Origin of the sequence: Actinomyces culturomici, assembly GCF_900499005.1 — a bacterium.
Classification (GTDB): Bacteria; Actinomycetota; Actinomycetes; order Actinomycetales; family Actinomycetaceae; genus Pauljensenia; species Pauljensenia culturomici.
Genome location: NZ_LS991316.1, coordinates 670,584 through 682,341, shown reverse-complemented (window position 1 = coordinate 682,341; position 11,758 = coordinate 670,584). Strand labels below are relative to the sequence as shown.

12 protein-coding genes and 1 pseudogene are annotated in these 11,758 nt (G+C 71.5%); 5 read left to right on the top strand and 8 right to left on the bottom strand.

What is annotated here, in order from left to right; all coding sequences use genetic code 11:
* Window positions 1–41: 41 nt before the first annotated feature.
* The 6 genes and pseudogenes from DY157_RS02975 to DY157_RS02950 all read right to left on the bottom strand — a co-directional run bounded on the left by DY157_RS02975 (window position 42) and on the right by DY157_RS02950 (window position 4,607).
* Window positions 42–881, bottom strand: coding sequence for an SIR2 family NAD-dependent protein deacylase (locus tag DY157_RS02975; RefSeq protein ID WP_115727155.1), 840 nt, complete (start codon window positions 879–881; stop codon window positions 42–44).
* A gap of 92 nt (window positions 882–973) precedes the next feature.
* Window positions 974–2,212, bottom strand: a complete 1,239-nt coding sequence (locus DY157_RS02970; RefSeq protein WP_115727154.1) for an MFS transporter — start codon at window positions 2,210–2,212, stop codon at window positions 974–976.
* 154 nt (window positions 2,213–2,366) lie between these two features.
* On the bottom strand, window positions 2,367–2,567 hold the full coding sequence (locus DY157_RS11960; RefSeq protein WP_235827106.1) for an ATP-binding protein: 201 nt from the start codon (window positions 2,565–2,567) through the stop codon (window positions 2,367–2,369).
* Window positions 2,501–3,592, bottom strand: a complete 1,092-nt coding sequence (locus DY157_RS02960; protein WP_115727152.1) for a sensor histidine kinase — start codon at window positions 3,590–3,592, stop codon at window positions 2,501–2,503. The genes DY157_RS11960 and DY157_RS02960 overlap by 67 nt, the downstream gene beginning before the upstream one ends.
* Window positions 3,589–4,247, bottom strand: a pseudogene (locus DY157_RS02955) (response regulator transcription factor). The gene DY157_RS02960 and the pseudogene DY157_RS02955 overlap by 4 nt, the downstream one beginning before the upstream one ends.
* 162 nt (window positions 4,248–4,409) lie before the next feature.
* Window positions 4,410–4,607, bottom strand: coding sequence for a hypothetical protein (locus DY157_RS02950; protein WP_115727151.1), 198 nt, complete (start codon window positions 4,605–4,607; stop codon window positions 4,410–4,412).
* A 33-nt stretch (window positions 4,608–4,640) separates the two neighbouring features.
* Between DY157_RS02950 and DY157_RS02945 the strand changes: the two genes are divergently transcribed.
* Genes DY157_RS02945 through DY157_RS02930 form a run of 4 tightly spaced genes read left to right on the top strand, consistent with a single transcriptional unit; the run spans window position 4,641 to window position 8,003 of the window.
* Window positions 4,641–4,946 (top strand): hypothetical protein, encoded by a 306-nt coding sequence (locus tag DY157_RS02945; RefSeq protein ID WP_115727150.1) that lies wholly within the window; start codon window positions 4,641–4,643, stop codon window positions 4,944–4,946.
* Between the two features lie 8 nt (window positions 4,947–4,954).
* On the top strand, window positions 4,955–6,118 hold the full coding sequence (locus DY157_RS02940; RefSeq protein WP_115727902.1) for a peptidoglycan-binding protein: 1,164 nt from the start codon (window positions 4,955–4,957) through the stop codon (window positions 6,116–6,118).
* Window positions 6,115–6,807 carry an ABC transporter ATP-binding protein gene (locus DY157_RS02935; protein WP_115727149.1) on the top strand — a complete coding sequence of 231 codons (693 nt, stop codon included), beginning with the start codon at window positions 6,115–6,117 and terminating at the stop codon, window positions 6,805–6,807. Before DY157_RS02940 ends, DY157_RS02935 begins: the two co-directional genes overlap by 4 nt.
* Window positions 6,804–8,003 carry an ABC transporter permease gene (locus tag DY157_RS02930; RefSeq protein WP_115727148.1) on the top strand — a complete coding sequence of 400 codons (1,200 nt, stop codon included), beginning with the start codon at window positions 6,804–6,806 and terminating at the stop codon, window positions 8,001–8,003. Before DY157_RS02935 ends, DY157_RS02930 begins: the two co-directional genes overlap by 4 nt.
* Window positions 8,004–8,243: 240 nt before the next feature.
* On the opposite strand, the gene DY157_RS02925 is transcribed toward DY157_RS02930, so the two are convergent.
* Complete coding sequence (locus tag DY157_RS02925; RefSeq protein WP_115727147.1) at window positions 8,244–9,095, bottom strand: aldo/keto reductase; 852 nt, start codon at window positions 9,093–9,095, stop codon at window positions 8,244–8,246.
* Window positions 9,096–9,364: 269 nt separating this feature from the next.
* Between DY157_RS02925 and DY157_RS02920 the strand changes: the two genes are divergently transcribed.
* Window positions 9,365–10,711, top strand: a complete 1,347-nt coding sequence (locus tag DY157_RS02920; protein ID WP_115727146.1) for an alpha-amylase family protein — start codon at window positions 9,365–9,367, stop codon at window positions 10,709–10,711.
* Window positions 10,712–10,850: 139 nt separating this feature from the next.
* Here DY157_RS02920 and DY157_RS02915 read toward each other — a convergent pair whose 3' ends face one another.
* Complete coding sequence (locus DY157_RS02915) at window positions 10,851–11,645, bottom strand: alpha/beta hydrolase (protein WP_115727145.1); 795 nt, start codon at window positions 11,643–11,645, stop codon at window positions 10,851–10,853.
* Window positions 11,646–11,758 lie beyond the last annotated feature (113 nt).

Sequence of the window (11,758 nt, the reverse complement as noted above, 5' to 3'; positions counted from 1 at the left end):
ACTTGGCACCAGCTCCTGCACCAGGACTCCGACCCGCGGCGCTACTCCTCCGCGAGCGCGCCGGCGAGGGCGGACAGGGTCTCCGACGTGCCCGCCTCGATCCGGACATCGGCGTACCGGTCGACCTGCGTGCGCCCGCGGTTGACGACGGCGAGCGCCGCGCCGGCCCGCAGGGCCTCCTGGACGACCCACATGCCGGTCGAAACGATGAGGGACGTGCCCGCCACGAGGACGACGCGGGCGCGCGACGCCGCCTCGAGGGCCGGACCGAAGGCGTTCTCGGGCAGTCCTTCGCCGAACATGACGATGCCGGGCTTGAGCGGGCCGCCGCAGATCTCGCAGTGGGCGGGCTCGAAGCGGCAGGCCTGAGCGGCGGCGCGGTCCGCCTCCGGGGTGATCTCAACACGAGCGAGGTCGTCGACGTCCTCGACCCAGGGGTTGAGCGCGCGCAGGCGCGTCGAGAGTTCGGCGCGACTCGTCTCGCGCCCGCACTGGAGGCAGACGACGGTGTCGTAGCGGCCGTGGAGCGCCCAGAGGCGCTGCACTCCGGCGCGCGCGTCGAGTCGGTCGACGTTCTGGGTCGCCACGCCGAGGAGCAGCCCGGCCCGCTCGAGCGCGGCGAGGGCGAGATGCCCGGGAGTCGGCTCGAGGCCGTCGAGCATGCGGTAGGTGGCCTCGTTGCGGTACCAGAGCCAGCGGTACCACGCGGGGTCGGAGACGAACATGTCGAGGTCGATCGGGGGTTTGGGCGTCGACCCGGTCCCCCGGTAGTCGGGCAGGCCCGAGTCGGTCGACATCCCCGCGCCCGCGACGACGAGGACGCGCCCGTCCTTCACGAGTTCGGCGAGCGCGCCGATGTCACCGCCTGCGACGCCGTCCATGGCACTCCCCTCACGCTACGAGCGGGCGCTCCCGCCCGCCCTCTCATCGTCCCACTCGGCGCGCGGGATCGGGCGGAGTCGGAGGAGGGGGTTCAGGCGGAGGCGAGCTCGTCGTCGACGAAGATCGGGGCGGCCGCGCGGTAGCCGATGACGCCCATCGTGAGGGAGACCGCGATGAGGAATCCGAGGACCAGCGGCACGGACCCGGTCGCCTGGAGGACGATGCCGACGACGATCGGCCCCACCGCTGCGACGAGGTACGCGCCCGGCTGGACCATGCCGGAGAGGCGGGCGGTCGTGCCCGCGGTGCGCGAGCGCGCGGGAATCAGCGTGACGCCGAGCGGGAAGGCGAAGCCTCCGAAGCCGAGCAGACAGATCCACAGCCACGCCGCGCCCGGGGCGAGGAGGAGGCCCACGTAGCCCGTCGCGGTGATGATCCCGAAGGCGAGCGCGATGAGGCGCAGGTGCTTCGAGACGTCGACGACCTTCGGCATGACGAGTCCGCCGACGATCGCCCACACGTTGATCACCGCGACCATCGCGCCGGCGCTCGTCCGGTCGACCCCCAGCGAGTCGAGGATGACGGGGAGCTGCCCGAACTGGACGTAGGCGTTGAGGGACTGGAGTCCGAACATCGTCATGAGGGCGACCGCGGTGCGCGACCGGAAGAGAGAGCCCGTGGCGGCGCCGTCGGTCCTCGCGGCCGGAGGCGCGTCACGGCGGACGATGCGCTGAGCGACGCCCCAGGCGATGACGGCGAGGAGGGCGACCGGCGCCCATACGGCGAGGGCGGTCCGCCATCCCGACCCGTCCGGCCCGGCGATCGGAGCGCCGAGGGCGGAGCCGAGCGCCCCGCCGATGGGGAGAAGGGATCCGTAGACCGTGAGGAGGAGGACGGCGCGGCCGGCCTTGTGAAGCTTGATCCACGCGGGGACGATGACGTTCCCGAGGGCGGGGCCCGCGAGCGCGGCGATCGTGAGGAGGAGGAACGCCGCGAAGTTCGAGACGAAGGGGCGCGCCGCGAGGCCGATCGTCGAGACGAGCATGCCGACGGTGATGACCGGGGTGAGTCCGAAGCGGCGCGACGCCGGGACCGCGAGCGCGCCGACGCCGGCGAAGACGAGGCACGGGAGGGCCGAGAGGACGCCGGACGCGATGGCGCCGACCCCGAAGGCGGATTCGACCCCGTCGAGGACCGGCCCGAGCGAGGTCGCGCCCGAGCGCATCGACGGCGAGATCGCGAGCACGGCGACGAGCGCCATGAGCGTCGAGAGCGTGGTGATCGGACGCGCGATCTCCGCGACGGAATCCTCGGTGGTCTCCTCGTTCATTCCTCCACCGTCCCACGCGGTTTTGACATGAGGCAAACTCCGAAAAGACGAATTGCTCACATGGTGCCACAGGTCACCGCGCATTCTGCGCACCGCCCCGACCTCGTCGATCAGCCGCCCAGCGAGCGCGAGACCGGCCGCCGAGCGCGAGCCGCTACGCGAGGGGCGGGAAGCGCAGGCGCGCGACGATGCCGCCGACGGGCCGAGCCTCGAGCGAGAGGGAGCCGCCGTGCGCCTCCATGATCGCGCGCGTGATCGCGAGGCCGAGGCCGTGGCCGCGCCCGCGCGTCAGGGACCGGCCGCGCGCGCGGACGAAGGGCTCGACGAGTAGGGCGAGGCGCTCGGGCGCGACGATCTCCCCGTCGTTGACGACGACGACGCTCGGGCCGTCCCCCGGGTGATCGCGACGCGAATCGCGCCGCCGTGCGCGTTGTGGACGATCGCGTTGCGCAGGAGGTTGGAGATCGCCTGGCGGATGAGGACGGGATTGCCGAGGAGGCGGGCGGGCGTCTCCTCGACGGCGATCCTCAGGCTCTTCTCCTCGGCGAGGGGGCGCAGCGGCGCGAGCGCCTCGGACAGGGCGTCGACGAGGTCGACCTCCTCGTGGCGGATATTCCCGGTCTCCGCGTCGGCGAGGTCGAGGAGCGCGGTCGTCGTCTCGATGGATCCGACGTTCGCGGTGCGGATCTGGCCGAGGACCTCGCGGAAGTCGTCGGTCGTCATCCCGGGGTCCGCGAGCGACACGTCGATGAGGGTCTGGATCGTCGCGAGCGGGGTCCTCAGCTCGTGCGAGGCGTTCGCGGCGAAACGGCGGTGCGCGTCGATCGACGCGCGGACGGAGTCCTGCATCCGGTCGAAGGAGTCGGCGAGTTCGCGGATCTCGTCGTTCGGCCCTCCGAGTGCGACCGGCTCGTCGAGGTTGCCGGCGGAGACGCGCCTCGCGGCGCTCGCGACCGTCGACACCGGACGGAGCACCCGCGCGGCGACGAACCAGCCGAGCGCTGCGGCGATGAGGACGAGCACTACGAGAACCCCGGCGGAAATGGGGAAAAGCGCGTTCGCGAAGTCCTCGGCGATCTCGACGTTGAAGTCCACCTGCGTATCGGAGGAGCCGGCCGCCTGTTCCGAGGGGATCGTGAGGTTGAGGTGGAGCGGCACGAATCGCGTCACGAGATACACGATCGTGATGAGCGCGACCCCGACGACCGCGGTGAGCGCCGCGTAGCTGAGGGCGAGCGTCGCGCGAAGCGGCAGGCGCCGCCTCGGCGCGGGAACGGCAGCGGCGGGGGCGTCGATTTCGCCGCCGTCGTCCGCGGTCGTCCCGCGACCCGTCCGCCCCTCCTCGGGGCCGATCGACGAGGGCGCGGCCGGCGCGCTCATACGGCGATCCTGTAACCGCGGCCCTGGATCGTCTCGATGACGCGGGGCTCGCCGAGCCGCTTGCGCAGGTGGGAGATCGTCACGCGGATCGAGTTCGTCAGCGGATCGGCGTTCTCATCCCAGGCGCGCTCGAGGAGGTCCTCCGCGCTGATCACTCCCCCGCCCGCGGTCATGAGGACGTGAAGGACGGCGAACTCCTTCGGGGAGAGGCGGATGAATCGGCCGTCGCGCGTCACCTCGTGCCGGAACGGGTCGAGGCGGATGCCGGCGGCCTCGAGGACGGGCGGCGCGGCGGGAGTCGAGCGCCGCCGAGGGCCCGCAGGCGCGCGACGAGCTCGGGGAATTCGAAGGGCTTGACGAGGTAGTCGTCGGCGCCGAGCTCGAGCCCGCGCACCTTGTCGTCGAGGCTCGTCGCGGCCGTCAGCATGAGGACGCGCGTATCGGGAGCGTGCTCGGCGAGCTCGACGCACACGTCGTCGCCGTGGACGCCAGGGAGGTCGCGGTCGAGGACGACGACGTCGTAGTCGGTCATGGAGATCCTGTCGAGAGCCTCCTCGCCGTCGTAGGCGACGTCGACGGCCATGGATTCGCGGCGCAAACCCCTGGCGATCGCGTCGGCAAGAATCGTTTCGTCGTCGACGACGAGCACGCGCACGCGCCGCTCCTTCCCGATCGTCCTCAGCGCCGCGCGCCCGGTCGGCGCGCGCGGCCGGACCCCATGGGCCCGGTCCCGCCACTCTACCGAGGCGGGGCGTTGCGGACGCGTAAAGGAAAAGGCCAACGCCCTCGCAACAGGGAGTTCGCGTCACTGGATTCGTCAGTCGGGCCCAGCGCCCGTTCCTCGAACCAGGAGTTCCCCCTTGAAGGCTTCCACTCGCGGGCTCAGCGCCCTCGCCGCCCTCGTCCTCGCCGCATCGCTCGGCGCCTGCTCGCAGACGTCCCCGTCGAAGGCGTCCGGATCGGAGACCCAGTCGGCGTCCGGATCGTCGAGCTCGTCGACGGACTCGCTGGACAAGCAGGTGGACGACTACGCCCTCTCGATCACCCGATGCCTGCGCGGCGCCGGCTTCAACGTGCCCGACCCGGCCCCGGCAAGGACCAGCAGCTCCCCGAGGACGCCGATCCCGAAGCGCTCAAGTCCGTCCTCGACGACTGCATGAAGAAGCTCGGCCCCGGGCCGACCGTGGGCAACGAGCCGAGCGCCGAGGAGCTCACCGAGAGCGGTCTGAAGACCGCGAAGTGCCTGCGGGCCAAGGGATACGACGTCGCCGATCCGAAGGCCGGGCAGGGCGCCGCCTTCGAGGGCGTCCCGAACGAGGCGATCGCCCACTGCCTCGCCGAGACGGAGAAGTGAGGACCGCCATGACCGCTGAGAAGACCACGACCGCCATGGGCGCCGACTCCGCCGACACCGCCTCCTTCGAGGCCGAGCCCCACCACTCGCCGAATCGCCGCAAGCGCGGCTGGATCTTCGCGGCGGGCGCCGCGGGCCTCCTCGCCGTCGCCGGCGCCATCGGCGTCGGAGCGGGACTCGTCCCCTCGGCGCACGCCGAGGAGCCGAAGAGCTACACGGGCGCGACCGACGTCGTGAGCAAGGGCGAACTGTCAGGAGAGACCTCCTTCACGGCGACCCTCAAGTACGCGGACCCGCATCCGATCGCCTCCGGATTCGAGGGCGTCGCGACGGCCCTGCCGAAGCCCGGCGAGACGATCGGCCTCGGCGGCCACCTCAACACGGTCGGCGACGAGCCCTCCTACCTCATGCGCGGATCGGTCCCGGCGTGGCGCGAGCTCTCGCTCGAGTCGACCGATGGAGAGGACGTCCGTCAGCTCGAGCAGTCCCTCAAGGAACTCGGCTTCTTCAACGCCGAGCCGGACGCCCACTTCAACTGGACGACCCACTGGGCGGTCGTCAACTGGCAGAAGTCCGTCGGCCTCGTCCGCAACGGAGTCCTCCCCCTCGGCCGCCTCGTCTTCGAGAACGGCGATCTGCGCGTCGGCTCGTCGAGCGCGCGCGTCGGCAACCGCGTCTCCACCGGTCAGGCCCTCTACACGGCGACCTCGACCTCCCAGGTCGTCGACGCCCAGGTCGGCCTCTCGGATCAGGGGCTCGCCGCCGTCGGCGGCAAGGCGACGCTCCACCTGCCCGACGGCACGACGACGACCGGAACGATCGCGTCGGTCGGCGCGCCCGTCGACAAGACCTCGCAGGGCTCGGGCGACCAGGGGTCGACGACGCGCGTCATCCCGATCCAGGTGACCCCGGACGACGCGAACGCCGTCGCGAAGTGGCAGGAGGCGCAGATCACCCTCGGCCTCGCCTCCGAGAAGAAGGAGGACGTCCTCTCCGTCCCCGTCGGGGCCCTCCTCGCCCTCGACCCGAAGACCTTCGGCGTCGAGATCGTGAAGAAGGACGGGACGACGCAGCGCGTGCCCGTCACCCCGGGCCTCTTCGCCGCCGGCCGCGTCGAGGTGAGCGGCGACGGCGTTCACGAGGGCGACCGGGTGGCGGTGCCCGAGCAATGAGTGTGATCGTCCGCCTCCAGGGAGTGAAGCGCTTCTACGGGGAGCCGCCCGTCGCCGCGTGCCGCGGCGTCGAACTCCAGGTCGACGAGGGCGAGTTCGTCGCGATCGTCGGCCCCTCGGGCTCGGGCAAGTCGACGCTCCTCAACCTCATCGGCACCCTCGACCGCCTGAGCGAGGACACCGTCGAGATCGCCGGAGTCGACGTGTCGACCCTGTCCGACCGGGAGCTCGCGGCGCTCCGCGCCCACTGGATCGGCTTCGTCTTCCAGCAGTTCCACCTGGCCGAGGGCTCCTCCGCCCTCGACAACGTCGCCGACGGGATGCTCTACCTCGGCGTCCCGAGGTCGGAGCGGCGCGAGCGCGCCCGCGTCGCCCTCGAGAGGGTGGGGCTCGCCCACCGACTCGACCACCGGCCGCACCAGATGTCCGGCGGCGAGCGCCAGCGCGTCGCGATCGCGCGAGCGGTCGTTTCCGACCCGCCGCTGTTCCTCGCCGACGAGCCGACCGGCAACCTCGACTCCGCGTCGGGCGAGTCGATCGTCTCCCTCCTCCACGACCTCCACGCCGAAGGGACGAGCATCATCGTCATCACCCACGACAACGAGCTCGCGGCCCGACTCCCCCGCCGAGTGATGATTCGCGACGGCCGGATCGTCTCCGACTCGGCGGATGAGAGGGCGGCCTCGTGAGCTCCACCCGATTCCCCGAGCGCTCCAAGCTCCTCGCCCCCGACGTCGTCAGGCTCGCCTCGACCGGCATCCGCGCGAGGCCCACCCGCGCGCTCCTCTCCGTCCTCGGCATCGCGATCGGCATCGCCGCGATGATCTCCGTCATCGGCATCTCGCTCTCGTCGAAGGCCCAGCTCGCCAACCAGCTCGACGCGCTCGGCACGAACATGCTCACCGTCACCGCGGGCTCCGACCTCGCGGGTCGCGCCTCGAAGTTCCCCGCCGACGCGGTCGGGCGCGCCCGCCTCATCGAGGGCGTCGAGGCGGCGTCCTCGACCGAGGAGCTCAAGGCGAACGTCTACCGCTCGCGCCTCGTCGACAAGCAGGCGACCGGCGGCATCACGGCCCTCGCGGCGGACGAGAAGCTCCTCGACGTCGTCGCCGGAACGCTTCGCACGGGCGCGTGGCTCAACGCGGCCACCGGGAAGTACCCGACGACGGTCCTCGGGGCCACCGCCGCCGAGCGCCTCGGCGTCACCACTCCGGGCACTCAGATCTGGCTCGGCGAGAAGCTCTACACGGTCCTCGGGATCCTCAACCCGACGACGCTCGCGCCCGAGCTCGACTCCGCCGCGCTCATCGGCAAGGAGAACGCCGCGGCGAGCCTCGGCGCGACCGGAGCGCCGACGACCCTGTACGAGCGGAGCGCCGACGCGGCCGTCAACACCGTCCGCGACCTCCTCCCGCCGACGCTCAACCCCGCTTCGCCCTCGTCGGTCAAGGTGTCGCGCCCCTCGGACGCGCTCGCCGCGAAGAACGCGGCCGACAAGGCGTTCACGACGCTCCTCGCGGGCGTCGGCTCGATCGCCCTTCTCGTCGGCGGCATCGGCGTCGCGAACACGATGATCATCTCGGTGCTCGAGCGGCGCCGCGAGATCGGCCTGCGACGAGCGCTGGGCGCCGAGCAGTCCCACATCCTCGTCCAGTTCATCGCGGAGGCCCTCCTCCTCGCCTTCCTCGGCGGCCTGCTCGGCTGCGTCGTCGGGATCGGCGTGACGGGCGCCCTCGCCTGGGCGAACGCGTGGCCCTTCGCGCTCCCGGTCTGGGTGCCGGGCGCGGGCCTCGCAGTGACCGTCCTCATCGGCATGCTCGCCGGCCTCTACCCGGCGATCCGCGCGGCGAGGACTCCCCCGACCGAGGCGCTGAGCGCCCAGTAGTCGGGGCGGGCCGGATTCCACTAGGGGTGGTGGGATCCGGCCCGAAGTCGTCGAATCGCAGGGGTGGTAGCGGCCCGAAGATCCCGCATCGACGGAACAGCACTTTCACCCCATCACCCGCGAAAACGCACACAGTTTCCGATACCGCGAATCGAAGATCCGCGGAATTTCGCGGATCCGATGTCGGGTCCTGGCCGGGTTCAGCCGAAACTGTGTGCGTTTCTGCAGGAAGAAAGGGCTCTACTTGCCCGAGTAGACGGGGAAGATCGAGGAGGCGCCGTAGTCCTTGAGGTCGAGCGCCTTCAGGCGGTCCATGTCCGCGTCGGAGATCTCGAAGTCGAGGTCGAGGTTCGCGCGCATGTGCTCCGGGTTCTCCGTCTTCGGGAGCGGCTGGGTGCCGAGCTGGATCGCGTAGCGCAGGCACAGGCGAGCCGGGCTCACGTCGTACGAGGCCGCGACCTCGGCGAGCTCCGGACTCGAGAGGACTTCGCCGTGCCCGAAGGGCGAGTACGCCTGGACGACGATGCCGCGCCGCGCGCACTCGTCGAGCAGGTCGACGGGCGTGTTGCCCGCGTGGACGAGCAGCTGGTTGACGTGCGGGGTCACCCGCGCCCCCTCGGCGATGGCGTCGAGGTCGGGGACGAGGAAGTTCGAGACGCCGATCGCGCGGAGCTTGCCCGCCTCGAAGGCGTCTTCCAGGGCGCGCCACGCCTCGCGGTTCCCGTCGGAGTAGTCGCCGCCCCGGAAGTCCGACCACGGCTGGGGCGAGTGGATGAGCATGAGGTCGACGTAGTCGAGTCCGAGGCGCTCGAGCGATCCGTCGATGGACGCAACGGCGCCCTCGTAGGTCTTGATCTCGGCGGCGAGCTTCGTCGAGACGAACAGCTCCTCGCGCGGGACGGAGGCGGTGCGGACGCCCTCGCCGACGCCGCGCTCGTTGCCGTAGGCCTGAGCGGTGTCGATCGCGCGGTATCCCGCGTCGACGGCGGCGCGCACGGCGTCGGCGGCGCGATCGTCGTCGATGAACCAGGTGCCGAGCCCGATCGCGGGCATGAGCGCGCCGGTCGACAGGGTGAGCGGCTGAAGAGTCATGGGAGTCTCCTTACTCGTCGGCACGGTGTCGGCCGACGCGGCGAGCCTACGCCGCCCGTCCTGCCGATGCTCCTCGACGGTCGCACGCCGCAGCGCAGTCGAAGCCCGAGGACTTGCCCGGTGCCGCGCCCGTCCGGGCCCGCCCTCCCACCGCTTGGGGCGTCGATCGAGACGAGCGGCGGCCGTAAGTCCTCCCGGGTCGTGCCCGGAGTCGCTAGTGTTGTGGGGATCAGTTGTGCGAAGCAGTCGAGTACGCGAGGAAGAGACCCATGGAATCCTGCGAGCAGGCGATCTGGTGGCACGTCTACCCCCTCGGCGCGTGCGGCGCCCCGATCCGCCCCGGCGAAGGAGCCCCGGGCGAGGGCGCGCCCGGCGAACCCGAGACCGCCGAAGCCTCCCCCTCCGATGGGCCCGCCGCCCCGCCCTCGTCGATCGTCGACGAGACCGCGCCGACCACCGCTGAGCCGCGCCTGCGGCGCCTGCTCGCCTGGCTCGACTACGCGCGCGAGCTCGGCGCGACCGGGCTGCTGCTCGGGCCGGTCTTCCAGTCGACCTCGCACGGGTACGACACGACCGACTACTTCCGCATCGATGAGCGGCTCGGCTCCGAGGCGGACTTCGACGACCTCGTGAGCGCGTGCCGCGAGCGCGGACTGCGCCTGTTCCTCGACGGAGTGTTCTCCCACGTCGGATCGGCCCATCCCCTGCTCGCCCGCGCGCTGGCCGAGGGCCCGGACTCGCCTCAGGGGCGCCTCTTCCACATCGACTGGACGAGCGAGGGCGGCCCGTACCCGTGGTTCTTCGAGGGCCACCCCGACCTCGTCCGCTTCGACCATTCCCACGAGGAGGCCGCCGATTACGTCGCCGAGGTGATGCGCCATTGGCTCGCCCGCGGGATCGACGGGTGGCGGCTCGACGCCGCGTATTCGGTGCCCTCCGACTTCTGGGCGCGGGTCCTGCCGCGCGTGCGCGCCGAATTCCCCGGCGCCTTCTTCCTCGGCGAGGTCATCCACGGCGACTATCCCGCGATCGTCGCCGAAACCGGGATGGACACCGTCACCCAGTACGAGCTGTGGAAGGCGATCTGGTCCTCCCTCAAGGAGAAGAACTTCTTCGAACTCGACTGGACGCTTCAGCGGCACAACGCGTTCCTCGAGTCCTTCACGCCCCAGACCTTCGTCGGCAATCACGACGTCACGCGGATCGCGTCGACGCTCGGGCCCGAGGGCGCGGTTGCGGCGCTCGCGATCCTTCTGACTGTCGGCGGGACGCCGTCGATCTACTACGGGGACGAGCAGGGTTTCACGGGCGTCAAGGCCGATCGGGCGGGCGGCGACGACGAGGTGCGCCCGCCACTCCCCGCGGCTCCGTCTGCTCTCTCGGCTCTCGGCGCGCCCATGTTCGAGGTCCACCGCTCCCTCATCGCCCTGCGCCGCGCGCGCCCGTGGCTGACGACCGCGACCACCGAGGCGCTCGAGCTGACGAACACGACCTACCGGTACCGCGCCTCCGCCCGCGACGGCGCCGTGTCCCTCGAGGTCGTGCTCGACGTCTCCGGTTCCTCGCCGCGGATCGCGATTCACGAGGACGGGGCGGTGATCTGGTACAAGGGGTGATCGGGCGCCCTGCCCCTTCGCGCCGCCTCCCCAGAACACGCGTTTGGCGGCTTTCGTGGTGTTTGGCGGCGCAAAATCGGGCGATTTGGCCCGCCAAACGTCGGGAAACACGCCAAACGCGTGTTGAGTGGTCGGTGGGTCAGAGGGCCCGCAGCGCCTTCACGGTCGCGTCGACGATCTGCGCCTGGGCGTCGACTCGGCTGATCGACGGTGTTCCATCGCCCGGCTGGATCCCGTAGTCGCCGATGAAGGAGTGGATGCCGCCGTCGACGATCGTGACGACCGCGTCGGCGGGCAGGCGCGACGCGGTCTCCACCCGCTTGTCCGAAGTGGCGAGTCCATCGGCGCTCCCCCAGATCGACGCGACCCCGAGGTCGGTGCGGGTGAGCGCCGACGCCGGATACGACGCCCAGAGAACGAGCTCCTCGATGCGCGCATCCGCATCGTCCGTCTGCGAGGCGACGACTCCGCCGAGCGAGTGTCCGCCGATCGCCCACGAGGTCACCTCCGGGTGGGCCGCGATGATCTTTTCGGGCGCGCCCGAGGCGAGGAACCCGATTTCAAGCGGCTGCTTGACGATGACGACGCCGCAGTCGCAGCCCTTCGTGACCTTCGCGAGGAGCGGCACGTACGCGCGCGGATCGACCTTCGCGCCCGGCTGGAAGATGAGCGCCCGGACCTGCTCGCGGTCCAAGTTGAGCGCGATTGCCGTCGACGAGGTCCCCACGCCGATCCCGTCGACCCGCTCGAGCGCCGCGCCCTGCGCGGGAAGGGGCCGCAGCCACGCCGTCGCCGCCGCGAGAAGAAGGACGAGGACGGAGCCGAGCACCGCGAGAACGGGGTGGCGGCGACGCACGGCGGGGCGCGACGCTCGTCGACCGGCGGAGCACGAGTCCGTCGCCTTGGAGAGCGGGTGCGCCTCCGAGTCCGACACCTCGGTGGGCAACGACGCGTCGGCGGGCGACGGCGTCTCTCCCGCGCGGCTCCGGTCGAGCCCGCCGAGACCCGCATCCGGGCGCGCGTTCGCGCCCCTACGATGATCCCAGA